At 41.2% G+C, this 23555-nt stretch carries 25 protein-coding genes and 1 tRNA gene; 10 read left to right on the top strand and 16 right to left on the bottom strand.

Annotated features, from left to right (window positions below; all coding sequences use genetic code 11):
• Window positions 1-29: 29 nt before the first annotated feature.
• The 5 genes from AACZ11_RS03215 (at window position 30) to AACZ11_RS03235 (ending at window position 3317) form a co-directional block, all read left to right on the top strand.
• Window positions 30-980, top strand: coding sequence for an ATP-binding cassette domain-containing protein (locus AACZ11_RS03215; RefSeq protein WP_290628798.1), 951 nt, complete (start codon window positions 30-32; stop codon window positions 978-980).
• Window positions 973-1500: a hypothetical protein gene (locus tag AACZ11_RS03220; RefSeq protein WP_290628797.1), complete on the top strand. Its 528-nt coding sequence runs from the start codon at window positions 973-975 to the stop codon at window positions 1498-1500. The genes AACZ11_RS03215 and AACZ11_RS03220 overlap by 8 nt, the downstream gene beginning before the upstream one ends.
• A 79-nt stretch (window positions 1501-1579) precedes the next feature.
• Window positions 1580-2110 carry a YetF domain-containing protein gene (locus AACZ11_RS03225; RefSeq protein WP_290628796.1) on the top strand — a complete coding sequence of 177 codons (531 nt, stop codon included), beginning with the start codon at window positions 1580-1582 and terminating at the stop codon, window positions 2108-2110.
• A 2-nt stretch (window positions 2111-2112) separates the two neighbouring features.
• Window positions 2113-2823 carry a DUF2071 domain-containing protein gene (locus AACZ11_RS03230; RefSeq protein ID WP_290628795.1) on the top strand — a complete coding sequence of 237 codons (711 nt, stop codon included), beginning with the start codon at window positions 2113-2115 and terminating at the stop codon, window positions 2821-2823.
• A 20-nt stretch (window positions 2824-2843) separates the two neighbouring features.
• On the top strand, window positions 2844-3317 hold the full coding sequence (locus AACZ11_RS03235) for a hypothetical protein (RefSeq protein ID WP_290628794.1): 474 nt from the start codon (window positions 2844-2846) through the stop codon (window positions 3315-3317).
• 2 nt (window positions 3318-3319) lie between these two features.
• On the opposite strand, the gene AACZ11_RS03240 is transcribed toward AACZ11_RS03235, so the two are convergent.
• The 9 genes from AACZ11_RS03240 to pdxA all read right to left on the bottom strand — a co-directional run bounded on the left by AACZ11_RS03240 (window position 3320) and on the right by pdxA (window position 10779).
• On the bottom strand, window positions 3320-3778 hold the full coding sequence (locus AACZ11_RS03240; protein ID WP_290628793.1) for a 3-oxoacyl-ACP synthase: 459 nt from the start codon (window positions 3776-3778) through the stop codon (window positions 3320-3322).
• Window positions 3775-4461 (bottom strand): monofunctional biosynthetic peptidoglycan transglycosylase, encoded by a 687-nt coding sequence (gene mtgA / locus AACZ11_RS03245; protein WP_339831448.1) that lies wholly within the window; start codon window positions 4459-4461, stop codon window positions 3775-3777. The genes AACZ11_RS03240 and mtgA overlap by 4 nt, the downstream gene beginning before the upstream one ends.
• On the bottom strand, window positions 4458-5585 hold the full coding sequence (locus AACZ11_RS03250; RefSeq protein WP_290628791.1) for an FAD-dependent oxidoreductase: 1128 nt from the start codon (window positions 5583-5585) through the stop codon (window positions 4458-4460). The genes mtgA and AACZ11_RS03250 overlap by 4 nt, the downstream gene beginning before the upstream one ends.
• Window positions 5586-5761: 176 nt before the next feature.
• Window positions 5762-7114, bottom strand: a complete 1353-nt coding sequence (accC, locus tag AACZ11_RS03255) for an acetyl-CoA carboxylase biotin carboxylase subunit (RefSeq protein ID WP_290628790.1) — start codon at window positions 7112-7114, stop codon at window positions 5762-5764.
• Window positions 7115-7196: 82 nt separating this feature from the next.
• Entirely contained in the window at window positions 7197-7685 is a 489-nt protein-coding gene (gene accB, locus AACZ11_RS03260; protein ID WP_290628789.1) for an acetyl-CoA carboxylase biotin carboxyl carrier protein, read from the bottom strand.
• Window positions 7686-7716: 31 nt separating this feature from the next.
• Window positions 7717-8715 carry a beta-ketoacyl-ACP synthase III gene (locus AACZ11_RS03265; protein ID WP_290628788.1) on the bottom strand — a complete coding sequence of 333 codons (999 nt, stop codon included), beginning with the start codon at window positions 8713-8715 and terminating at the stop codon, window positions 7717-7719.
• A gap of 168 nt (window positions 8716-8883) precedes the next feature.
• Window positions 8884-9081 (bottom strand): 50S ribosomal protein L32, encoded by a 198-nt coding sequence (rpmF, locus tag AACZ11_RS03270; protein WP_084677470.1) that lies wholly within the window; start codon window positions 9079-9081, stop codon window positions 8884-8886.
• Between the two features lie 9 nt (window positions 9082-9090).
• Window positions 9091-9636 carry a DUF177 domain-containing protein gene (locus AACZ11_RS03275; RefSeq protein WP_290628787.1) on the bottom strand — a complete coding sequence of 182 codons (546 nt, stop codon included), beginning with the start codon at window positions 9634-9636 and terminating at the stop codon, window positions 9091-9093.
• Between the two features lie 78 nt (window positions 9637-9714).
• Window positions 9715-10779: a 4-hydroxythreonine-4-phosphate dehydrogenase PdxA gene (gene pdxA / locus AACZ11_RS03280; RefSeq protein ID WP_290628786.1), complete on the bottom strand. Its 1065-nt coding sequence runs from the start codon at window positions 10777-10779 to the stop codon at window positions 9715-9717.
• 61 nt (window positions 10780-10840) lie between these two features.
• On the opposite strand from pdxA, the gene AACZ11_RS03285 reads away from it, so the two are divergent.
• A complete protein-coding gene (locus tag AACZ11_RS03285; RefSeq protein WP_290628785.1) occupies window positions 10841-11431 on the top strand; it encodes a riboflavin synthase in 591 nt (196 codons plus the stop codon).
• A gap of 687 nt (window positions 11432-12118) precedes the next feature.
• Here the strand turns inward: AACZ11_RS03285 and AACZ11_RS03290 are convergent.
• Both AACZ11_RS03290 and mce read right to left on the bottom strand, forming a co-directional pair.
• Window positions 12119-12192: transfer RNA gene (locus AACZ11_RS03290), tRNA-Ile, on the bottom strand.
• A gap of 65 nt (window positions 12193-12257) precedes the next feature.
• Window positions 12258-12671: a methylmalonyl-CoA epimerase gene (mce, locus tag AACZ11_RS03295; RefSeq protein ID WP_290628784.1), complete on the bottom strand. Its 414-nt coding sequence runs from the start codon at window positions 12669-12671 to the stop codon at window positions 12258-12260.
• A gap of 61 nt (window positions 12672-12732) precedes the next feature.
• Here mce and rbfA point away from each other — a divergent pair, with 61 nt between their 5' ends.
• Genes rbfA through AACZ11_RS03310 form a run of 3 tightly spaced genes read left to right on the top strand, consistent with a single transcriptional unit; the run spans window position 12733 to window position 14335 of the window.
• Window positions 12733-13128 (top strand): 30S ribosome-binding factor RbfA, encoded by a 396-nt coding sequence (rbfA, locus tag AACZ11_RS03300; RefSeq protein WP_290628783.1) that lies wholly within the window; start codon window positions 12733-12735, stop codon window positions 13126-13128.
• A gap of 1 nt (window position 13129) precedes the next feature.
• Entirely contained in the window at window positions 13130-13624 is a 495-nt protein-coding gene (locus tag AACZ11_RS03305; RefSeq protein WP_339831458.1) for an ABC transporter permease, read from the top strand.
• 9 nt (window positions 13625-13633) lie between these two features.
• Window positions 13634-14335, top strand: a complete 702-nt coding sequence (locus AACZ11_RS03310; RefSeq protein ID WP_339831461.1) for an FtsX-like permease family protein — start codon at window positions 13634-13636, stop codon at window positions 14333-14335.
• On the opposite strand, the gene dusB is transcribed toward AACZ11_RS03310, so the two are convergent.
• On the bottom strand, window positions 14332-15324 hold the full coding sequence (gene dusB / locus AACZ11_RS03315; RefSeq protein ID WP_290628995.1) for a tRNA dihydrouridine synthase DusB: 993 nt from the start codon (window positions 15322-15324) through the stop codon (window positions 14332-14334). The two genes, AACZ11_RS03310 and dusB, sit on opposite strands and share 4 nt — an antisense overlap.
• Window positions 15325-15382: 58 nt before the next feature.
• Complete coding sequence (locus AACZ11_RS03320) at window positions 15383-17803, bottom strand: outer membrane beta-barrel protein (protein ID WP_290628781.1); 2421 nt, start codon at window positions 17801-17803, stop codon at window positions 15383-15385.
• Window positions 17804-18012: 209 nt separating this feature from the next.
• Here AACZ11_RS03320 and lepA point away from each other — a divergent pair, with 209 nt between their 5' ends.
• Entirely contained in the window at window positions 18013-19809 is a 1797-nt protein-coding gene (lepA, locus tag AACZ11_RS03325; protein WP_290628780.1) for a translation elongation factor 4, read from the top strand.
• Here lepA and AACZ11_RS03330 read toward each other — a convergent pair.
• From AACZ11_RS03330 to AACZ11_RS03340, 3 genes are all read right to left on the bottom strand, one after another.
• A complete protein-coding gene (locus AACZ11_RS03330) occupies window positions 19806-20027 on the bottom strand; it encodes a hypothetical protein (RefSeq protein WP_290628779.1) in 222 nt (73 codons plus the stop codon). The two genes, lepA and AACZ11_RS03330, sit on opposite strands and share 4 nt — an antisense overlap.
• Window positions 20028-20194: 167 nt before the next feature.
• Window positions 20195-21454 (bottom strand): cation:proton antiporter, encoded by a 1260-nt coding sequence (locus AACZ11_RS03335; protein ID WP_290628778.1) that lies wholly within the window; start codon window positions 21452-21454, stop codon window positions 20195-20197.
• A gap of 110 nt (window positions 21455-21564) precedes the next feature.
• Complete coding sequence (locus AACZ11_RS03340; protein WP_290628777.1) at window positions 21565-23493, bottom strand: cation:proton antiporter; 1929 nt, start codon at window positions 23491-23493, stop codon at window positions 21565-21567.
• Window positions 23494-23555: the final 62 nt, after the last annotated feature.

The following is a 23555-nucleotide window of genomic DNA, read 5'->3' on the forward strand; positions in this document are numbered from 1 at the left end:
AAACTAACAACTTTTTCGTATCAGCTATTATGTTAAACGTTTCCATTGAATCCTTCTCCTATTCAGACAAAGAAATTCTGAAGGATATTTCCTTTCAATTAAAGAGAGGAGAACACCTTGCCGTGTTGGGAGAAAGCGGATGCGGTAAATCGACATTGTTGCATATTATTTATGGCTTGCTGCACTTGGAAAAAGGAGCAATTTCATGGAATGACACTCCGCTTTTGGGGCCCAAGCATCATCTCATTCCAGGGGAGTCTTTTATGAAGCTGGTAGCCCAAGAGTTTAACATTATGCCATTCAGCACCGTATGGGAAAATGTGGGCAGCCACCTTACAAGGCAGGAAGAGGAAAAGGATCATGATCGTATACGGGAATTACTAAGGGTGGTCGATCTCGAAGGTTTTGAGAAGACTTTGGTGAAGCATCTTAGTGGCGGACAAAAACAACGTGTGGCTTTGGCAAAAGCCCTTGCAAACGCACCTCAATTGCTATTGTTGGACGAGCCCTTTAGCAACATAGACACTTTTAGAAAGAATGCTTTACGGCGAAATCTGTTTGAATATTTGACCCTGAACAATATTAGCTGTATTACGGCCACGCATGATGCAGAAGAAGCCTTGACCTATTCAAACAGGATCTTAGTGCTGAAGGACGGCACCCTAGACAGGATCGATTCCCCCGAAACCTTTTTTAAAACACTTGAAACACCGTATCAGGCGGGTTTTTTTAATGATTTTTCAGAATTGTCGGAAAAGGTGCTGTTTTCGGGGACTGCTTCAGCAGCTACAAGAATCGTCCTACCCCATCAATTAATTTACTCACAATCGGTCACGCCCCTTCGGGTTATGGTAAAAAAATCGTACTTTAAAGGCAGTTATTATCGCATTCGAGCAGTAAGGGGCGAAACAATTATATGGTTTGATCATTTTGAAGCGATTGAACCGGAAACACCACTATACCTTCAATATCATGAGTAAAAAGATCCTTTTTATTGCTTTGTATATGCTCGCCGGATCTATATTGGCGCAGGAAAACGAAGATCTCAAATACCTGGAAAAAGTACAGACCATCGATAGCACGATTTCAACGCTATATGCTGTCATTTCCGGCGAAAAGGGAGCGGCACGCGACTGGGAGTTGTTTCGGTATCTTTTCGCTTCTGAAGCAAAGCTTATTCCAACCGGAAAAGCAAGCGATGGAACTTCAACAGTTCGGTACATGACTCCGGAGGTTTATATTGCGGCATCCCAACAGTGGTTGTTGGACAATGGATTTTTCGAAAAGGAGATCTTTCGCGTGGAAGAACGCTTCGGAAACATAGCTCACGTCTTTAGCACCTATGCTTCTTTTTATTCTGAAGAAGATCCCGAGCCCTTTATGAGGGGCATCAACAGCATTCAATTGTTTTTCGATGGTGCTCGTTGGTGGGTCGTGAACATTTATTGGACGCCTGAAACTACTGAAACCCCCATTCCGAAGAAATACGCACCCAATTAACCAATTTTAAGATTGTTGTGGATATCGCTTTTCCTAGCTGCAATATGCGTATCTTTAAGTTCATATCAATTTAACAATCATGAACTGGGAGTATTTCACCAAAGATCTTTCATGGGATTCATTAGCTTCGGTACTTATAGGAACCCTACTTCTTTACGGCGCCCTTATTTTGTACACACGGTTCTTTGGACTTAAGAGTTTTAGTAAAATGACCGGCTTTGACTTTATCACTACCATTGCCATAGGAAATCTGTTTGCAATGAGCATTGGTACCGGGAATCCTAAATTGGTGGTGGGCGGTGTTCTTATTGGCCTGCTTTATTTTATGAATTACCTTATATCGTTGCTGCAATTTAAAAGCAATGCTGCTCAAAGTGTATTGGACAATTCCCCTATCCTGCTTATGCGTAATGGAGCCTTTTTGGAAGAGAACTTAAAACGATGTAAGGTCACTAAAGATGAACTTCGAGGAAAGCTTCGGGAAGCGAATGTGATACGACTCGAACAGGCAAAAGCAGTGATCTTGGAAACTACAGGCGATGTGAGCGTTTTGCACACAGATCAAGAAATGGATGTAGAATCTTTCCTTTTGGAAGACGTAATTACGTGATCATGTCTTTTTTAACTGCAGAATGGCGCAAATTGCTTTTGGCGAATTATGAAGTACCTCCTTCACTTCTTACAAAATACCTCCCTTATGGTACCGAATTAGACTTATGGTGTGGTCGTTGTTATGTGAGTATGGTTGGCTTTCTATTCGAGAATACGCGCTTGCTCGGATTTAAAATTCCATATCATGTCACATTCGAGGAAGTAAACCTGCGATTCTATGTCAAGCGAAAAGAACAGGGACAATGGAAGCGGGGTGTTGTGTTTGTCAAAGAGATCGTACCAAAACCTGCGATCACGTGGGTAGCCAATACGTTTTACAAAGAACACTATGAGACCCGTCCCATGAAACATGTATGGAGAGAGGACAAACACCATTTAGAGGTGTCCTATCATTGGCGGCTCAACAGCGGCTGGCAGTTTATAAAAGGAATTGCCGAGGCTAACGCAACAACCATCGAACCCGAAAGTGAAGCCGAATTTATTACCGAACACTATTGGGGTTATGCAAAAGTAAATGACCACGCCACGAACGAGTATGAAGTAACACACCCCAGATGGCTGCAATATCCCATCCTAACATTCGATAGTACTATTGATTTTACTGCCAATTACGGAACTGATTTTGATATGCTCAATCAGCAAGAACCAATTTCTGTACTGCTGGCAGAAGGTTCTGCTATAACAGTAGAAGCAAGGAAAAAGATTCGATGACGTTTTTATTGAAATAGCTAATGACTTATAAAAATCTCCCTTCGCTTTCCCGTGCTAAAATTATCTTTTCGATAGTGCTTTCGATCGCAGCGGTATATCTATTCTTCGAAGGCACTCTGTTTGGCATTGTACTCTTAGGTGCCGCATTACGACTCTCTTATATTGAAGGAGTCGAGCTTGATCTGGAAAAAATGCGGTATAGAAAACTACATTCCATATTGGTATTTGATTTTGGCACATGGAGACCGTTGCCTGCTATTGACTATATTTCGGTATTTAAGACGCGAAAGACCAGCAGAGCTCGAGTGATTACTGCCGAAGCTCATTTGGGGTTTGATGTCTTTAAGGTTAATTTGTTCTACGCTTCGAATAAGCATATTGAAGCGTATGTTTCAGAAGAACCCGGTGCTGCTTTCGCAATGGCAAAGGACGTCGCCGCCATCCTGGAGGTGAAGATCTGGGATGCAACCCAAAAAGAGCAAAGTTGGTTGTAAGGTTATTGTATACTTGAAATAGTATATTCTTTTTCATTAAATGTAAAGGAATCCTTTATTCGCTTTCCGGAGAGAAAGTTTCCAATAGGAGAATGAAGTGCGACACAAAAATAGGTTAGTTCATTGACTACCGTGGCACCTTTGGAAATGCTAATGAAGAAAGTTCCGTGATTGGTATAAACAAGACTGCCCAAGCGGGCATAATCTGACGTTGCTTTTACGTCAATCTTCTTTACCAAAGATTGAAGATTCTCGATCTCTTGTAACTGTTTTCCCGCATTCTCCCGGTCTATCTGAAGCATCGCTCGTCCGGTTTCATGTTTATCACCGCTGCTGTTTTTTGACTCTTCTAACAACGATTCTTCAATATCGGCAATCGATTGTTTTATTTTCTGAAATCGTTTTTCCACCACGAGAGCACATTGGTCTTTTAAGGCAGATTTAAGTTCTATAACGGTCATTCCGAATCTTTTTCTTTTAGGTCAAAAGTACCATAATTCCGCATTTGTTTCACAATCCACGCAGTCCTATTTTGGATGTATCTGGACCTGGGGTTCGCCTTGTAGTTCTGCGGATTCGGAAGGATAGCTGCAATGGCTGCTGCTTCCTCCCGACCTAGTTTGTTTGCCGGTTTATGATACCAATATTGTGCGGCAGCTTCGGCTCCATACACTCCTTTTCCCATTTCAATACTGTTAAGATAGACTTCTAGTATTCGTTCTTTCGTCCAAAATGTCTCGATCAAAAATGTAAAATAGGTTTCCATTCCTTTACGGAACCAATTTCTATGAGGCCATAAAAAAACATTCTTGGCAGTTTGTTGAGAAATGGTGCTCCCTCCCTTTATTTTTTTACCTTTTTTGTTGTTTTCGTAAGCTTTCTTGATCGATTCTACGTCAAATCCATTATGTTTCGTGAAATTTTGATCTTCAGAACAAATTACCGCTAATTGTAAATAAGGTGAGATTTGTGTAAGAGGTACCCAGTCGTGCCTCGTTTGCTCTTCCTTTCCTGCCGATATGGCCCGAATTCCCATGAGCGGGGTGTACGGCACCGGCAGGGCTCCATACAGTAATACCCAAAGGACGGTGAGAACCACAAACCACCCAATACCTTTGAGAATAAATCTAAAAAAACGTTTCATTTCTGATGCAAATTAGCTAATTGTTGGCCTACGGAGCTTCCTATGGCGACCCCCATCCCACCAAGACGAACGCCACAATAGACATTGGGCACCAACTCTCTTAAGATCGGTTTCTTTTGGCCGCCTACACCCATGATACCGCTCCATCTAGTGTCGACCTCGAATGCCGTATCGGGTAGTATTGTATGAGAGAGTAATTCTTCCAATCGATTTTGTACAAGCGCTGTAAGCCCTGCTTCGGAAGTTTTTTCTGTCTTAAAATCTAAGTTTCTGCCACCTCCCAAGAGAATTCTGTTATCAATATTCCTGAAATAATAGTACCCTTTGTCCAAATGAAAGGTCCCTCGAACCTTTAATTCGGCAATAGGTTTCGTAATGAGCACCTGTGCCCTTGCGGGTTGTACATCGTCACGTACAAATTGCTGAGCGAAACCATTGGTGGCGATAAACAGCGATGCAACCGACAAATCTTCAGAATTAGACATTTTTAGTAATATTTCACTGTTTTTTTGCTCAAAAGCATCAATTTTAGCGCAATTTATCACTAAAATACTCTCTTTCGATATTTTTTCTAGTAGCGCGAGCATCATTCGGCCTGTATCCAGTTGACCTTCATATTCATTAAAAATAAGCTTGTTTTGAATGTTTTTGAAGCCGAATACGTCGTTTTTAATTGAAAAAATGTCTTTTTTCGATAAAAAAACATTTTTTAGTAAATCGTTGATGTACGGAATCTTTAAAAGACATTCCTCATATAGGTCAGGATCATTTTTTGAGAATAATTCATATCCGCCATGTTGTTGATAATCGAGATTCTTATCCCCAAGCGTTTCTCGAAGTAATTCGAGACCCGCTACACGATCGTTTACCAATTGTACGACCTCTGCTTCAGTATGAGTTTTAAGGTCCTCCAAAATTTCTGAAACGCTTCCAAAGCAAGCAAAACCGGCATTCTTAGTACTGGCACCGCTGGGCAGTGAACCTTTTTCGAAGACTACGATCTTCGCTTTTGGGTATTTTTTCCGAAGCGCTAGAGCACAGCTTAATCCTACGATTCCGCTTCCAATGATCGCATGGTCAATATCTTCCAGCCACGTTTTCCGTTCCCAATAGGATAGATTCATTCTCAGTTTTTTAAAAATTTACTTGGTTAAGATACTGCATTAACACGTAGTATGAGACAGACTTTCGCCTTAAAAGTGCTACAAAATGGGAGAAACCCAGCCTATATAGACTAAAAAAGCACCAAAATCCGTTATTCTTTAGGATTTGGTGCTCTTTAGAAATTAGTATTACAAACTTACTCTTCTTGAGGAGCGTCCATCTTCCAAGAATTCATGAAGGCAGTGGTGTAATTCCCCGCTACATAATCGGGGTGGTCCATTAACTGACGGTGAAACGGAATGGTGGTTTTTACTCCTTCGATTACAAATTCGTCTAAAGCGCGTTTCATTTTATTGATCGCCTCGTCCCGTGTTTGAGCCGTTGTTATAAGCTTTGCAATCATTGAATCGTAATTTGGCGGAATAACATAGCCGGCATACACATGGGTATCCAAACGCACGCCGTGTCCTCCCGGAGCGTGTAAGACCGTGATCTTTCCGGGTGAAGGACGGAAATCATTATAGGGATCTTCCGCATTGATCCTGCATTCTATAGAATGCAAATTTGGCGTGTAGTGCTTACCGGAAATTGGAACTCCTGCAGCCACAAGTATTTGCTCACGAATCAAATCGAAATCGATCACCTGTTCGGTGATAGGATGCTCCACTTGAATACGAGTATTCATTTCCATAAAGTAGAAATTGCGGTGTTTGTCCACCAGAAATTCTACGGTTCCTGCGCCTTCATATTTTATAAATTCTGCTGCTTTTACTGCAGCCATTCCCATGTCGTTTCTAAGCTTTTTGGTCATGAACGGACTGGGAGTTTCTTCGGTAAGTTTTTGATGTCGGCGTTGAATTGAGCAATCGCGTTCGCTCAAATGACAAGCTTTTCCTGTGCTGTCTCCAACCACCTGGATTTCGATATGTCTTGGTTCTTCAATAAGCTTTTCCATGTACATATCATCATTGCCAAAAGCAGCTTTACTTTCTTGTCGTGCCGATTCCCAAGCTGCTTGGAGGTTTTCTTCTTTCCAAACGGCCCGCATACCTTTTCCTCCGCCTCCGGCACTAGCCTTTAGCATGACCGGATATCCTGTTTCTTTAGCTAATTTTTTACATGTTTCAAAATCCGGGATAATTCCCTCGCTACCCGGAACGCAAGGCACCCCTGCTGCCAGCATGGTGGTCTTAGCCATGGCTTTGTCCCCCATTTTTTCGATCATTTCGGGAGAAGCGCCAATAAATTTAATATTGTGCTCTTCACATATCTTAGAGAATTTTGCATTTTCAGCAAGAAATCCGTAACCCGGATGTATGGCATCGGCATTTGTGATCTCTGCCGCTGCAATAATATTTGAAATCTTGAGGTAGCTTTCGCTGCTGGGCGGCGGTCCAATACATACGGCCTCGTCTGCAAAACGAACGTGCAAGCTCTCTTCATCGGCTTTGGAGTACACGGCAACGGTTTTAATACCCATCTCTTTACACGTGCGAATAATACGAAGTGCAATCTCTCCTCTATTTGCTATTAATATCTTTTTAAACATAATTCATTGAAATTTCAAACCGCAAACAGTAAATACCAGATAATGTCCGGAATTTAATCTTTAGGATTTGGGATTTGACAATTTACGAAGGGTCTACCAAAAATAACGGCTGATCGAACTCTACAGGAGAAGCATCATCCACCAATATCTTAACAATTTTCCCGGAAACTTCACTTTCTATCTCATTGAAAAGCTTCATTGCTTCAATAACGCACAATACATCCCCCGCACTTATCGTGCTTCCCACCTCAACAAACATTGGTTTGTCCGGTGATGGTTTACGGTAGAACGTTCCAATAATAGGTGATTTGATTGTGATGTATTTTGAAGATTCGTCCGCAGGTGCTGCAGGTGCTGCCGTGCTGGGCGCAGGTGCTGCGGCTGGTGCCGGAGCAGCAGCAGCTTGTTGTGGTGCTGCCATTGTAGGAATCTGCTGAATGTACGTAGTTTCTCCTTTACTGTCGCTGCCGGTTCTAATGGTTATCTTTACGTCGTCTGTCTCTAGCTTTACTTCACTAGCTCCGGACTTGGCCACGAACTTTATTAAATTCTGAATGTCTTTTAAATCCATAATTTTGGTGTTTATTATCGTTCTGTTTGTTTTATTGTGGATCGTACGCCCATTTTACATAGACGGCGCCCCAGGTAAATCCGCCTCCAAAAGAGGCAAAGACAAGATTATCGCCTTTTTTTAATTGTTTTTCGTAATCCCTAATACAAAGAGGAAGTGTTGCTGATGTTGTATTCCCATATTTATGAATGTTCATCATCACTTTTTCTTCCGGAAGTTTCATTCGTTTTGCTGTGGCATCAATAATTCGCTTATTGGCTTGATGCGGGACCAGCCAATCAACGTCCACCCCCTTTAAGTTATTACGTTCCATGATCTTCTCACTTACATCTGCCATATTTGATACGGCAAATTTAAATACAGTTTTTCCGTCTTGAAAGACAAAGTGTTGTTTTTTGGCCACGGTCTCAGCCGTTGGGGGTAATAATGAGCCTCCGGCATCGATTTTTAGACTTTGTCTGCCAATACCATCGCTTCGAAGATATTCGTCCAAGACTCCATACCCTTCCGTATTGGGTTCAAAAAGAAGCGCTCCTCCGCCATCACCAAAGATGATACAAGTAGTTCGATCTTCATAATCGATGATGGAAGACATTTTGTCGGCTCCCAATAATAATACTTTTTTATATTTTCCGGATTCTATGTAACGAGCGGCTGTAGACATTCCATATAAGAAACTGGAACACGCAGCGACCAGGTCGAAAGAAAAAGCATTTACGGCACCTATTTCTGTAGCAACGTAAACACCTGTAGCGGCAACGGGCATATCGGGCGTGGCTGTTGCCATAATAACCATGTCTATATCCTTAGGGTCGGTATTGCTTTTAGAGAGTAGGTCTTTGGCAGCTTGAATCGCCAAATAGGAGGTGCCTTTATCCTTATCTTTTAAAATTCTACGTTCTTTAATTCCTGTTCTTGTCGTGATCCATTCATCATTGGTATCCACCATAGTCTCAAGGATCTTATTGGTGAGAACGTAGTCCGGTACATAGCCTCCTACAGCTGTGATTGCTGCTGTAATTGTACTCATATATTTGAATTAGATTCGGTAATTGGTCAAAATCCTTAATAAGGAAGGAAAATTACTAAAATTTAATCAAAAACGACTCAAAAAGAGGTTGTTTTTGAAGTTTGAACTAGAAAAAACAAAAAACTCTCACAAGAGTGTGAGAGTCTGTAAAGATTATGTGAAAGCAACCTACGCTTCTACTTCTTCGGTCGCATCGATTACAACCTGCCCGCGGTAATACAATTTACCTTCGTGCCAGTGAGCTCTGTGGTACAAGTGAGCCTCTCCTGTTGTTGGATCGGTAGCGATTTGAGGAGCTGTTGCTTTGTAATGCGTTCTTCTCTTATCTCTTCTGGTTTTCGAGATTTTTCTTTTAGGATGTGCCATTACTATATTTTATTTATCCGTTAATAGTTTTTTTAATGAGTCCCATCGTGGATCGGTATCGTCACCTTCGGGAGCTTTTTCTTCTTTTGTTTCCTTCGGACTTAATTCTTCAAGTTTAACAAGTATGTCGCTTTGTAATGTTCCATCTTCAACACCCGGATGAATTCTTTTTGCCGGCAGCGCCAGCACAATAGATTCGTACACATATTGTTGAATGTTTACCTCATAGCTTCCATGTGGAAGTATTAATAGGTCTTCATTTTCATCGTTGTATTCATTACCAAATTTTACCACAAAATGATAATCTCCTAAAATTTCTTGATCGTAAGGCTCATTGGTACTATCACAATGGACATTTACATACCCATTGAAAGAAAGTGTAAATTCCAATAAGGTGGTTTTCTTGATCAATACAACGTCGAGTTTAATGGCTACATCATTAAATTCGTCATACTCAAAATGCTCAAAGAACGAAGGGCCGATGGTAAAATCAAAGTGATGTTCTCCTAATTTCAATCCCACGAAAGGGATGGTAAATTCTTTCAATTCCTTCATGATCACACCAATTTTACGCGTACACCTTAGCAATAAGGCGGGTGCAAAGATAAAAAATTAATTGAATAGGAAAATAATTTATCCTTTCTTTTTTGAAAGCTGTTTTCTGCGATTTGTTTGCAGGGGATTTTTAGCCATTTCTTCGTATTCGTTGCGCCTTTTGTAGATATTGATTGCAGCAAATACTGCTTCTTTAAACGAGTCGTGATTTGCCTGATTCTTACCCGCTACATCGAAGGCTGTGCCGTGGTCGGGAGAGGTTCGGATTCGGCTTAGGCCTGCAGTGTAATTGACCCCGGAACCAAAAGCGAGGGTTTTAAAAGGAATAAGTCCTTGGTCATGATACGATGCAACGATCACGTCGAAGTTTTTGTAATTTCCAGATCCAAAAAAGCTATCGGCTGCATAAGGACCATAGACGATCTTCCCATTTTTACGCAGATTGTCCAATGTGGGTATCAAGGTCTTGTCATCTTCATCCCCGATAACACCATTATCTCCCACATGCGGATTGATCCCTAAAACAGCGATGCGAGGTTTTTCAATTCCGAAATCTTGGATCAAGGTTCTGTGAATAATATTGATCTTCTTTTCAATGAGTTCGCGGGTGATGGTTTTAGATACATCCTTGACTGCTACGTGATCTGTGAGTAGTCCCACGCGCAGTCCTTCAGAAATCATTAGCATAAGACTCTCGCCCTCCAATTCTTTTGCGAGATAATCTGTATGTCCCGGAAAGGTAAAAGTTTCAGATTGGATGTTTGATTTATTAATAGGCGCCGTTACCAAGACGTCGATCTTTTGGGCCTTCAGTGCTGCCACCGAAGCTTCCAAAGACTGTAAAGCATAGGCTCCCATTTTCTTGTCATCTTTTCCAAACTCGATATCTACGGGTTCTTTCCAAACGTTCAAAACGTTTATTTTTTTCTGAACTACATCTTCCACAGCATCGATGCCATGAAAAGAAATATCCAGCTCATATGCTTTTTTGAAAAAAGACATCAGCTTAACCGATGCAAAAATAACCGGAGTACAAAATTCCAACATCCGAGAATCGGCAAAAGTTTTAAGTACGACCTCGCTTCCAATGCCGTTCAAATCTCCTATCGAAATTCCCAATACAATTTTATCTTGCTTATTCATTCGTGGTTAATGCCTTTATTTTATTGTTACTTTTGCAGTACAAATGTAACTAAATGTAAGCATGTTTACAGGAATTATTGAAGCAATCGGTGAAATCACCGATCTTAAGAGCGAAGGAGAAAATTTGGACATTCAAGTTAAAAGCGAATTAAGTTCCCATTTAAAAATCGACCAAAGTGTTTCACATAACGGGGTGTGTCTTACTGTTGTGGATCTTACTCCTGAGACCTATACAGTCACTGCCGTTAAAGAAACCTTAGATAAGAGCAACTTAGGACGCCTGGCGTTAGGCAGTCTCGTAAATCTTGAGCGTGCAATGCGATTGGGCGATCGTCTTGACGGACACATTGTCCAGGGGCATGTGGATCAAACAGCTGTTTGTTCAAAAATAAAAGAGGTGAATGGCAGTTGGTATTTTAGTTTTGATTATGATTCGTCATTAGGCAACCTTACCATAGAGAAGGGATCGATCACGGTGAATGGGGTAAGCCTAACCGTTGTAGATGCTAAGAAAGATTCTTTTCGTGTGGCGATCATCCCCTATACGTATGAGCATACTAATTTCAATTTGTTGAAAGAAGGAGACTTGGTAAACTTAGAATTTGACGTGATTGGAAAGTACGTGAAGCGACTTATGAGCGGCTACTTGTAGATCTTAAGTGGCTGTAAACCACGTAACAGCCGTAAATAATTCCTGCCAAGAGCAATAATGCAATTCCACTATCCAGTGGTAGCTCCGGTGGCGGGGTTTTGGGTGGAGGGGGTGTGCCTGAGTCACCGCCCGAAAGCTGTGCAAGCATAGAGGTACTTGAAAGTAAACAAAGTACCATGATGGTTTTTATAACGATTTGGGGTCGCATATTCAGGGGCTAATGTAATAATTTTTTTTAAACATCAAATAAAAATTCAATTTATCCAAAACTTATTAACTCAGTTTTTAAAATTTAATTGCTTCGTTTTGAATAAATAACATGCTTTTTAGGGAACACTTCCCTTATTATTTGCAAGTTATTAAATTATTCCTGCTATTCTAAATATTCTCAACCTTTTAAATGCAGATCAAGATGATACAGTTGCTTCAAATAACGCCCATCAAAAAAATGTCCCTCACAGACTTTCCAGACTGTAGGTTGGTACAAACGAGGCAAAGGGATGTACATATTTTTAAACCCTTTATAAGGGTATAAATGCTTGTTCATACTTCAAAAAACGCACCGTCTTAAAAAAAGTGGTCCCACATGGGCTCACTTCAACTTCGTTCAGTGCATGCTTCTCGCCCTGTCAAATACCTGAAAAAACTCGTAAGCACTACTCTAACTAATGCTCTGAAATAAAAAAGTGGTCCCACATGGGCTCGAACCATGGACCCCCTGATTATGAGTCAGGTGCTCTAACCAGCTGAGCTATGGGACCTAAAACAGTCTGCAAATGTAAAACACTTTGCTTTTAATGCAAAACTATTTTAGGTTATTATTAGGTTATGGATCGCTAGGATCCACATCCTGACACAACTCTATCAAGACCCCGTTAGCAGACTTGGGGTGTATAAATACAACCCATTTGTTATCTGCGCCGCGTTTAGGCGTTTCATTTAAAATTTGAAACCCTTCCGATTTTAAACGTTTTACTTCGGCTTCAATATTATCTACGTAAAACGCTACGTGATGGATCCCCTCTCCTTTCCTTTCTAAAAATTTTGCAATGGGACTGTTTGGATTTGTAGCCTCTAAAAGCTCGATCTTACTTTCGCCACAAGCAAAAAAAGACGTGTTCACCCCTTCACTCTCTACAGTTTCTGTTTTGTAGGGAGGGCTGCCTAATAATCGTGAGTAGACATCATTAGCTTCAGAAAGATTTTTCACAGCAATCCCAAGATGTTCAATTTTCTTCATAATTGTAAATGTATCGTTAATTAAAAAAATATCAAACCTTTAAATATGCTACTTTTGTAGTATGGAAGAAAGTAACAGACAGAAGAAAATTGCGGGCGTTCTACAAAACGACCTAGCCAATGTATTACAGAGCATGCTGCGTGAAGCAGGGCAATTGGGGATCATCCTTTCCGTATCCAAAGTAACCGTTACAACCGACCTTTCGATAGCAAAGGTTTATGTGAGTGTCTTTCCCGCCGAAAAGGCCGAAGGCGTGACCAAGGATCTCAACGTGCTAAAATCAAAGATCAAGCATCAAATTGCACAACTTACACGGCACCAACTTCGCAAAATGCCCGACCTTCAGTTTTATAACGATGATTCTTTGGAGTACATAGAGCGTATTGAGAAAGCAGTCAAAGGCGACGAAAACCCTATTGAAGATCCAACTATTTTACCCAAACGCAAAAAAAGTTAAGGTGAAATTTCCTTTGTACATCGCAAAGCGCTACTTATTCTCCAAAAGCAGCAATAATGCCATCAATATTATAACAGGTATTGCTGCGGTTGGGGTAGTTGTTGGGGCGATGTCCTTATTTATAGTTCTTTCCGGTTTTTCGGGGCTGAAAGATTTTAGTCTACAGTTCACTAATGTATTCGACAGCGACCTTAAAGTATTTCCTGCACGTGGTAAGACACTGTCCTTTCATGAAGATAAAGAAAAGCAACTAATGGAAGTGCCGGGCGTTGCTTCTTACTCAAAAACTATTGAAGAGCGGGTTTTCCTTCAGTATAAGGGAAAAAACCACATTGCATATATAAAAGGGACCGATACAAATTATAAGGCCGTAAATCCTATAGACAGCATCCTTTATTTTGGCAATTGGTTAGCACACGATGAACCCGAAGTTGTGATAGGGTTAGGAACCGCTGCAAAACTTTCAATTGGAATACAAGATTATATCGACTATTAGTAATTCTATGTGCCAACACCCGGAACCGGACAGCTCAATGCGCTGGATCCTTCCGATGCCTTTAGAAAACAATCGGTCGTAGTGTCCGGCGTATATCAGGTGAATGAGGACTTGGATTCAAAATATGTTTTTTCCGATATTGAATTCGCCCGTACTTTACTTCAAATGGATAGTACAGCCGTTTCGGCAATAGAGTTGAAACTCCTGCCGGGTGTTTCTGAAGAAGGTATTCGCGAACAATTGAAACCTCTCTTTTCAGAAGAAATAGTCATTAAGAATCGCATACAGCAGAATGACGCTCTGTATAAGATGTTGAACACCGAAAATATTGCCGTCTACCTCATCTTTACCTTGGTGCTTATTATTGCACTGTTTAATGTAATAGGTTCTATTATTATGATGATCCTTGATAAAAGGAAGAATATTAAAACACTGTACAATTTAGGGGCTACCTTACCGGAGATTCGTAAAATATTCTTTTTACAAGGTACGCTGTTGACTACCTTTGGCGGACTACTGGGTATCCTGCTTGGTGTTCTTGCCGTGGGTGCGCAACTTCAGTTTGAATTTGTCAATATTACAGCCACCCTTCCCTATCCGGTATCTTTAAAATTGATTAATGTTCTGGTGGTTTTTGCCACGATCACTATTTTAGGGCTCATCGCTTCTAAGATCGCTTCCGGAAGAGTACGAGAAAAACTTCTTAATTAAGCAAACTGATAGTCGCCAAATAATTCAAGAGCTTCATCAAAAGCTTCAAACACCGAAGCGGCATCATCGCTGGTGACCATCTTCATTCGGTGCTCCTTGAAATTGGGAATACCTTTAAAGTAATTGGTATAGTGGCGGCGTGTCTCAAAAACACCCAACTGCTCCCCTTTCCAGTCAATGGCCATTTGAAGGTGTCTTCTTGCCGCAGCTACGCGTTCTGCCATGGTAGGGGGAGATGCGTGCTCTCCTGTTTCAAAATAATGCTTTACTTCTTTAAAGAACCACGGATACCCAATACTTGCACGACCTATCATAGCTCCGTCAAGACCGTAAACATCTCGCATTTCCTTGGCCTTTTCGGGTGAATCAACATCTCCGTTGCCAAAAATAGGAATGTGCATACGCGGATTGTTCTTAACCTCGGCAATAGGAGCCCAATCTGCTTCCCCTTTATACATTTGCGCACGGGTTCTTCCGTGAATGGAAAGTGCCTTACAACCTACGTCCTGCAAGCGTTCGGCAACTTCTACAATTCGTATGGAGTCGTGATCCCACCCTAGACGCGTTTTAACAGTAATGGGCAGTTTGGTATGTTTTACCATGGCCTCGGTTAGAGAAACCATGAGATCGATATCCTTTAAAATTCCGGCACCTGCGCCCTTGCTCACTACTTTCTTGACGGGGCAACCAAAATTAATATCAATAATGTCCGGACCGCTCGCCTCTACGATCTCAACACTTTGGAGCATGGAATCGAGGACTGCGCCGAAGATCTGAATCCCAACGGGTCGTTCTTTTTCATAGATATCCAACTTCATGACGCTCTTCGCCGCATCGCGAATCAAGCCTTCCGAAGAGATGAATTCTGTGTACACTACATCGGCGCCTTGTTCCTTGCAAAGTGCGCGAAAAGGAGGGTCGCTCACATCCTCCATAGGAGCGAGCAATAACGGGAATTCTCCCACATCTATATTTCCGATCTTTGCCATAGCTGCTGCAAAAATAAGCAATTTACTTTGTTTTCTCTGCTTCGGAAAAAAGGTGCGATTAGTTCTTTTCCAATCGTTCGGTCTCCTCCGGTTTGATATCGCGATTGTTATCGCTAAGTCGGGCATTTCCGAAGGTATACTTAAAGCTCACGCGAAACAGCCGTGATTCGGGTTGCGCAAAATAGCTGTTTTGCTGATTGTAATAGTTTGAAACGACGGGGACGTTGTAGGTGTTGAACACATCTGAAACTCCTAAGCTCACACTGGCGGTATTGTTCCAAAATGCTTTCCGAAGAGAAACCGAAAGGGAGAACTGATTGCCATAATCAAATGAACCGTAAATGAAATCAGATAGATAAAAAGCTGTAAGATCCCCGGTAAACGACTTGTCCTTCGAGAGGGTGAGGTTGTTGTTGATGTTTCCGTAAAATCCGAAGGTGCTGTTAGAATAGGTGTCTTGCTGACTTTCCAAAGCGAAAAACTCATTCTCAAAATAAAAACCGGATGCATACACACTAAGATACCACCAGCTAAGGGGAGAAGAAACGTGCAGCACATCTACGGAGTACTGAAAGTCTTGTATAAGATTGGCATCCACGGTGCGCGTGATCGAATTTTCATTATCCTGAAAGCGCAAGGTGCTTAGGGCGTTGTCGGTATGGTGATAATACACATCGACAAACCATTTGCTTTTATAATTATAGCTTATTGTTATTTTTGAATCGATCGCCGGAACAAGATTGGGGTTTCCTCCGTTAAAATTATTCTCATTCAAAAAATATTTAAACGGGTTAAGGCTTTGGTATCGAGGCCGTTCAATACGCCGTGCAAAATTAATTCCTAGCGCATTGAGATCGTTTACCGTATACTGAAGGGAAAGGGACGGGAAAAACTCAATGTACTCCTGATTATTAACAAGGCCAAGCGATCTGGAAAGCCCTTCCACGGCTGTAAATTCGGTACGTAATCCTGCAACAAGATCCCACTTCTTCCACCGTTTTGAAAACGAAAGGTATCCCGCGTAGATGGATTCCAGATAGGTGAAGGAATCTGACAGATTGGGATCGAATTGCAGCAAACCCGAATTCGTGTTAAAAAAATCGAGCCTGCTTTGTGTGTCGATATTAGAATACTTCAATCCCATTTCCCACGTTCCCGAATCCTCTGGAATTTTTAGGTCGATGGCACCCGTTGCAATATCACTGTCCTGAAGCGCATAAGTAAAAAAACTGTTGGTCCGCAACAGATCCGCGTTGGGACGAAAATAATTGGTAACCACATACTGCTGTTGTTCGTCGTCATAAACAATGTAGTTTATGGTAGTTGTCAAGCCGGTTCCCTTTTCATCCAACGTGGCATTATAGGCAGCACTGAAAGCGAGGTTTTTTTGGTCGTTTTCCAACATGCTGTTGGTTCGAAAGGTTGAGTCCAATTGTTTTTGAGCGTCAAAGATCTCGGCAAATACCGTATTGTGAAACGTTGTATTAGGGGAAACGAATACATTAGAGGTGAGGCTTATGGAATTCTTTTCGTCTATGGTAACATCGGCAATCAAGTTACCTTGATGAGCATAGGAGTGGGTAGTTCGAGTAAAATTCGTTTCCCACAACGATCGGGTGGTTACTTCATCTTCGTTGAAAAAACGAATTTCATCGAATTGGTCTTTATACTCCTTGCGCGGACTAAAACTATAGTTTCCAAAAACATTGAGCCAGTCATTTTTATAAAAATGAGAAGTACCTATAGAATATTTAGGAAATACCGCTTGTTCATACCGACCTTCAACTGATCCCTTATAGCCTACCGAAATTGGTCTTGAGGTAATGATATTAAGTATGACACCGGCATCGGCATCGTATTTGGCTGAAGGATTTGAGATCACCTCAATCGTCTTGATCACCGAAGCATCCAAACTTTTCAAGAATGAGGCGATCTCGGTGTCTGATAGGTATACCCGCTTCCCATTGATATAAATAGTCGTTGCGGCGTTCTTAATGGTCACCTTGTCCTGCAACACCAACACTCCCGGTGTCTTGGAAAGTAGCTCCAAGGTATTTCCGGTAGAGAGCGAACTGTTCTCAACGGTGACCACAAGTTTTCCGGGTTCTTTATGTATGAGAGGTTTCTTCACTGTCACAACAGATTCCTCCAACACTTCGGCAGCCTTCTCCATAGTAATGGTAGGTAGGCTCATATTGTTTGTAAGTTCGAGTAATTGCTCTTGAGTTTCATAGCCAATAAAACTGAAGGTAAATCTGTATGACTGCGATACAAGATTGTCGATGACAAACATTCCTTGTTCGTCGCAGGTAGTTCCGGCCAACGGAGTTGTAGGGTCATTTTCTGAAAAAACCAATACTGTAAGAAATGCCATAGGCTCCCCTGAAGCATCTTCCACCTTTCCCGAAACCGAAAAATCCTGTGCGAAGAGGGGGATCGAACACAGCAAAAACACCATAAAGGATCCAATTGCTTTCATGTTGGGGTGCAGCTTAGTTGGTTGATTGTAATTAAGGTGGCGATAAAAAAATGGTTGTAGAGTTTGTGAAAGCCGCTATACAAAGATGGCATTTTTTTTTAATAGGAATTATCCTATATTCAGTTTTTTGCGCTGAAAACAAGGTTAATTGAATAATCCTGTCTTTTTAAGTTATATTTGCAGCCTCAAACGAATTGAGACCTATTGCTATGAAGAACATTCGAAATTTTTGCATCATCGCACACATCGATCACGGTAAGAGTACCTTGGCCGATCGTTTATTGGATGCAACCGGTTCTGTGACCAGTCGCGAAAAACAGGATCAATTGCTGGATAGCATGGATCTTGAACGTGAGCGTGGTATTACAATAAAGAGCCATGCCATTCAAATGGACTATGTGTATGAAGGAGAGTCTTACGTTCTCAATCTAATTGACACCCCGGGTCACGTTGATTTTTCTTATGAAGTTTCACGCTCCATAGCGGCCTGTGAAGGAGCATTATTAGTCGTGGATGCTGCGCAGAGTATTCAGGCGCAAACCATTTCTAATTTGTATTTAGCCTTGGAGAATGATCTGGAGATCATTCCCGTATTGAATAAAGTGGATCTTCCCTCTGCTAATCCTGAAGAAGTTACCGATGATATCGTAGATTTATTAGGATGTAATGCCGATGAGGTAATCCCGGCCAGTGCGAAGACCGGGATCGGTATTGAGGAGATCTTGGCAGCGATCATTAAAAGAATCCCTGCACCTAAAGGAAATCCCGAGGAGTCATTGCAAGCGCTTATCTTCGATTCTGTGTACAATCCTTTCCGAGGTGTGGAAACTTATTTTCGAGTACTAAACGGTGAAATTAGAAAAGGACAGCACATAAAGTTCATGGCTACCGGCCGATCTTATTATGCAGATGAAGTAGGTACGCTTCGGCTTAAACAACAGCCTAAAGAAGTTATAAAAACCGGTGATGTAGGATATCTTATCACAGGAATCAAAGAAGCGAAAGAGGTAAAGGTGGGCGACACGATTACCGATGCCAAGAATCCAACCACCAACATGATCGAAGGCTTCGAAGACGTAAAACCCATGGTGTTTGCAGGAATCTATCCTGTTGATACCGAAGATTATGAAGAGCTTCGGGCTTCTATGGAGAAGTTGCAGCTCAACGATGCATCTTTGGTTTTTATTCCCGAAAGTTCTGCGGCCTTAGGTTTTGGTTTTCGTTGTGGTTTCTTGGGAATGTTGCATCTGGAAATCATTCAGGAACGATTGGAGCGAGAGTTTGATATGACGGTGATCACCACCGTACCAAACGTATCCTACCACGCCTATACCAACAAGGAACCGGACACTATTATTTTGGTCAATAATCCTTCAGATCTACCGGAACCTTCTTCCTTGAATCGAGTAGAGGAGCCATATATTAAAGCTACAATCATCACTAAGTCTGACTATGTTGGACCTGTGATGTCGCTATGTATCGAGAAGCGAGGGGAAATCACTAATCAAACGTACCTCACCACAGAGCGTGTTGAACTATCGTTCGATATGCCGTTGGCAGAGATTGTATTCGACTTTTACGATCGTCTTAAAACAGTTTCCAGAGGCTATGCCTCTTTCGATTATTCACCTATCGGAATGCGTACTTCACAATTAGTGAAGGTAGACGTGTTGTTGAACGGAAATGTGGTGGATGCCCTTTCTGCCTTGCTGCACAAAGACAATGCTTACGATATTGGTAAGAAAATGTGCGAAAAACTGAAAGAATTGATCCCGAGGCAGCAATTCGACATCCCAATTCAGGCGGCGATTGGCGCTAAGATCATTGCACGTGAAACCGTGAAAGCACTTCGTAAGGATGTAACTGCAAAATGTTATGGCGGGGATATTTCAAGGAAACGGAAACTTCTAGAAAAGCAGAAAAAAGGGAAAAAGCGTATGCGTCAAGTGGGTAACGTCGAGATTCCGCAGGAAGCATTTATGGCTGTTTTAAAACTTAACGACTAGCCTCCACATGTCGCTCCTGCAGCTTCGAGATCTGCAATATACACATCGAAAGAGGTTCCGGTATTTTCGCCGTTGACTGTGGCATTGCCTTCGCCATCATCACAAACTTCGAAGTTGGCAGTTTGAGGGGAATTGCAGGTGGTGCAGGCTCTTCCGTCATCCTTTTTACATGAGAAGACGGCAAAAGCAAAAAGCAAGAGAAGTGTAATTTTTTTCATTAATAAGAAGTCTTTCCTTTAAAAATAGAACGAATACCGTTCTCAATTATTTTGAGTTGCACTGTTTTTGGTTCTAAATGATCAATTCTCCGCTTTACATTTTTATGGAAAGAGATTCCCTCAATCATTAGCGCGAGCCGGGGATAATAACTTTGGCGCGAACAACTTTACTTCGTATTTAGCGAATTAAAATAGTCCAATACCCTAAGACTCGTCAGTCCGTGGATAATGATGCTGAATAAGATGACATAGCTTACAATTCCGTATAAATCAGTATATCCTTCAAAAAAGCCATGTAAAAGCCCATAGCTTAAATAAAAAACACTGCCAATGCCTTTGATGCCGAAAAATCCAATAGCCCAGCGTTTGGCATTGGAATAAGGCATGATTATCATGGCCAAATAGCCTAAGATAGGTCTTAAAATTAGCACAATAACAAGACTAAATACAATCCCTTCATAATTCGTATAATTCAAAATACCCGAGCATAAAGCACCTCCAAAGAAAATGGTCCACAGCACAACCAATAACTTTTCTATTTCTTCAATAAATGGGACCATAAAATCTTTGGTTGCCTTGCTTTTATCTTTAGGTCTATGGTGTTGCACAAATACGCCCGTGGCAAAAACACACATAAAGCCATAGGTGTTTAGAAGTTCTGCTGCTCCGTAGGAGAAAAATGTAAGCGCGACTGCTATGAAGCCATTAAGTATGTATTTTCTATTCTCTTTTTTGTGTAATGCTATGATGCTGCTGTAAACATATCCGATGAGTGCACCCAAGAGGAGTCCTCCCAAGATTTTATATATCAGATAAAAATTTATAAAGTGTGCCCAATCAATCTCACCGAAGCTATTGGATTTAGACCAAAGAATTGCTAAAAATACGAATGGAAAAGCCAATCCGTCATTAATCCCCGCTTCTGCGGTAAGTGTGAATTGCATACCGGTCTCTTTGTCGTGTTCATGCTGTTGTTCTTTTAATTGCATCTCTGATGCGAGAACCGGATCGGTTGGGGCCAAAACTGCTGCCAGCAACAATGAAACAGGCCCGTTTAAACCAAGAAAATAAAAGCTAATTGCAAACACCGATACCATAAATAATGGCATGGTTATAAAAATGAGAGATAAAGGTCTTTTCCATTCGCTCCATTTATAATGGGTTCCTATTTTCAGGCCTGCTGTCATTAAACTTATAATGACAATTATTTCGGTGACTATTTTACCATAATTCAAATCGTATAACGGGTCTGGCCAAGGCAGCGGTGCGTTCACAGTGTATAATAAAAAACCAAAAATTAAAAGAGGAACTATATAGGTAATCTTAGCCTTTTTGGTGTATAGGGGTAAAAATGAAACTATGGTCAAGGCAAATCCAAGATATGCAATGGCAGTAAAGTAGGATTGCATATCTATTATTTCATTCATAAAAGCTTATTTGTAATATTGTAACACCTATTAAAACTTGAGTAGTTATATTTCAACACCTTATTTGGTGAAAGGACCTCAAAAATACCATCGAGTGTTTTAAAATTCCCTTATACGTCTTTTTGAACTTTTGTTCGAGTGGCTGTAATTACATCTTCAAAATCGATGGGTTTTCCTAAATACGCAATAACACTTCCTTGTTCAACATTAAATTCGGTAAGCGTATCAATAAGTTCTATGTTATTTTCTGCGCTTTTTAAGAATAAAGGAATGGCGTCCCTCGTGTCACGAATCGTCTTAAGTACTCTGGCGAACTTTTCATTACTGTCTACTTCAATTTCTTGTATGGACGGATAGTCTCTTGCCACTTCAGTAAATCGAATGTAATCATGTGTATTGCTAAAAACTTCTCCTTTATCCACATTGTTCTCGTTGAGCAATTCTTCCGAGGTCATAAGTCTGAACGTTCCGTTTTCCCCAAACCGCTTTCCAAACCGTAGCATTGCTTGACGGTTAATTTCGTCGTTACCGGTCATCGCAAGGAGATAACCCACATCGCTCAATTCGATGTTATCACTAAGATCATCACTGTAAATACTGGCATTTATGGCGTCTATTCCTAACTCTCTCGCTTTTTCTATATTCGTTCGATTATTGTCTACCAACACTACATGACGATCGTTTTTCATCAAATAAGAAGCTATTAATCTTGAAACCCGCGAACCTCCTACTATCAAGACTCCTTCCGATTTTTTTAAGAAAACCCCTAACAAGGAGGCAACCAATCGGGCTGTGGTTGCGTTTAAAAGAACGGTAACCAGCACAACGCCGAAAACCAATGGTGTGATATATTCGGCTCCTTCAACGCCTTTGTCGACAAGTTCGGTTCCAAATAATGAAGCTATACCTGCCGCAACAATTCCTCGCGGTCCTACCCAACTTATAAATAGCTTTTCATTAAGTTTAAGATCAGATCCTATTGTGCTTAAAAAGACGCCTATGGGACGAATAATAAATATAATTATTGAAAATAAAGTAATTGTTTTCCAATTGATTATAAGCAAAAGATCTTGTACCCTAATATTGGCCGAAAGTAGTATAAACAATATCGAGATAAGCAGCACGCTAAGCGATTCTTTAAAATACAATAGCTCTTTTAAATTAGGAATGTCGCTATTCCCCAAATACATCCCCATAACAACGACCGCCAAAAGACCCGATTCGTGGGCGAACAAGTCGCTAAGAACGAAAATGAGCAATACCATTGAAAGCGAGGCTACATTGAGTAGATAGTGCGGTATAATTTTCTTTTTTACAGCTTGATACATTGCAAATCCTCCTGCCAATCCAAATGCAAAGCCTACGACTATAATTTTTCCGAATTCCAACAGCGCATGCTTGGTGTAGCTTACTTGACCATTTGCAACGCTGTGAGCGCCGCTCGCGGCGTTTTCTGTAGCTATTTCTTCCAACCCGGTAGGAAAGTTTACACTTATAAAACCAAAGACTAATACGGCCACCAAGGCACCTATGGGATCTATCAAGATTCCCTCCCACTTCAATACGGCAGACACATCTTTTCGTAAGGGAATATTTCTCAAGATAGGTGTAATCACTGTCGGTCCGGTAACAATTATTAATGCTGAAAATAGCATAGAAATCTGCCAATCGAGACCAAAGATGTAGTGTGCTGCAACGCCTGCTCCCAAAAAGGTAATTATGGATCCAAGACTTATCAATCGACCAATAACGCTTCCGGTTTTTTTCACTTCTCCCATCTTAAGGGTGAGACCTCCTTCAAAAAGAATGATTCCAATAGCTAATGATACAAAATAGAACAACCCTTTTCCGGGAAAGAATCCCTTTGAAGAGTTCCAAATGGGTTGTATCCATTGGCTCCCATCTTCAGAAATAAAAGTAGAAATGGGCCCTACAAAAAGACCTATAAGAATAAGCGGTAAAATGGCGGGAATTTTAAACTTCCAGGCGACCCACTGGGCCAAGATCCCAAGGATGATGATTCCGGCTAGTTCGAGCATATTTTTTGATTTTGGTAAATAAAGTGCATTCGCTTCGGTTAAACGCTAAGTTTTTGTTAAAA

Source organism: uncultured Altibacter sp. (genome assembly GCF_963972995.1).
In the GTDB taxonomy this organism is placed as follows: domain Bacteria; phylum Bacteroidota; class Bacteroidia; order Flavobacteriales; family Flavobacteriaceae; genus Altibacter.

Coding starts and splice junctions, on each gene's coding strand:
- rpmF (WP_084677470.1), bottom strand. CDS start 9,081: ATGGCACATCCTAAAAGAAAAATCTCGAAAACCAGAAGAGATAAGAGA.
- AACZ11_RS03340 (WP_290628777.1), bottom strand. CDS start 23,493: ATGCTCGAACTAGCCGGAATCATCATCCTTGGGATCTTGGCCCAGTGG.
- accB (WP_290628789.1), bottom strand. CDS start 7,685: ATGGATTTAAAAGACATTCAGAATTTAATAAAGTTCGTGGCCAAGTCC.
- AACZ11_RS03220 (WP_290628797.1), top strand. CDS start 973: ATGAGTAAAAAGATCCTTTTTATTGCTTTGTATATGCTCGCCGGATCT.
- AACZ11_RS03265 (WP_290628788.1), bottom strand. CDS start 8,715: ATGAGTACAATTACAGCAGCAATCACAGCTGTAGGAGGCTATGTACCG.
- AACZ11_RS03235 (WP_290628794.1), top strand. CDS start 2,844: ATGACTTATAAAAATCTCCCTTCGCTTTCCCGTGCTAAAATTATCTTT.
- AACZ11_RS03250 (WP_290628791.1), bottom strand. CDS start 5,585: ATGAATCTATCCTATTGGGAACGGAAAACGTGGCTGGAAGATATTGAC.
- AACZ11_RS03215 (WP_290628798.1), top strand. CDS start 30: ATGTTAAACGTTTCCATTGAATCCTTCTCCTATTCAGACAAAGAAATT.
- mce (WP_290628784.1), bottom strand. CDS start 12,671: ATGAAGAAAATTGAACATCTTGGGATTGCTGTGAAAAATCTTTCTGAA.
- AACZ11_RS03330 (WP_290628779.1), bottom strand. CDS start 20,027: ATGAAAAAAATTACACTTCTCTTGCTTTTTGCTTTTGCCGTCTTCTCA.
- AACZ11_RS03240 (WP_290628793.1), bottom strand. CDS start 3,778: ATGACCGTTATAGAACTTAAATCTGCCTTAAAAGACCAATGTGCTCTC.
- lepA (WP_290628780.1), top strand. CDS start 18,013: ATGAAGAACATTCGAAATTTTTGCATCATCGCACACATCGATCACGGT.
- mtgA (WP_339831448.1), bottom strand. CDS start 4,461: ATGAAACGTTTTTTTAGATTTATTCTCAAAGGTATTGGGTGGTTTGTG.
- rbfA (WP_290628783.1), top strand. CDS start 12,733: ATGGAAGAAAGTAACAGACAGAAGAAAATTGCGGGCGTTCTACAAAAC.
- AACZ11_RS03275 (WP_290628787.1), bottom strand. CDS start 9,636: ATGAAGGAATTGAAAGAATTTACCATCCCTTTCGTGGGATTGAAATTA.
- AACZ11_RS03320 (WP_290628781.1), bottom strand. CDS start 17,803: ATGAAAGCAATTGGATCCTTTATGGTGTTTTTGCTGTGTTCGATCCCC.
- AACZ11_RS03285 (WP_290628785.1), top strand. CDS start 10,841: ATGTTTACAGGAATTATTGAAGCAATCGGTGAAATCACCGATCTTAAG.
- AACZ11_RS03335 (WP_290628778.1), bottom strand. CDS start 21,454: ATGAATGAAATAATAGATATGCAATCCTACTTTACTGCCATTGCATAT.
- pdxA (WP_290628786.1), bottom strand. CDS start 10,779: ATGAATAAGCAAGATAAAATTGTATTGGGAATTTCGATAGGAGATTTG.
- dusB (WP_290628995.1), bottom strand. CDS start 15,324: ATGGCAAAGATCGGAAATATAGATGTGGGAGAATTCCCGTTATTGCTC.
- accC (WP_290628790.1), bottom strand. CDS start 7,114: ATGTTTAAAAAGATATTAATAGCAAATAGAGGAGAGATTGCACTTCGT.
- AACZ11_RS03230 (WP_290628795.1), top strand. CDS start 2,113: ATGTCTTTTTTAACTGCAGAATGGCGCAAATTGCTTTTGGCGAATTAT.
- AACZ11_RS03225 (WP_290628796.1), top strand. CDS start 1,580: ATGAACTGGGAGTATTTCACCAAAGATCTTTCATGGGATTCATTAGCT.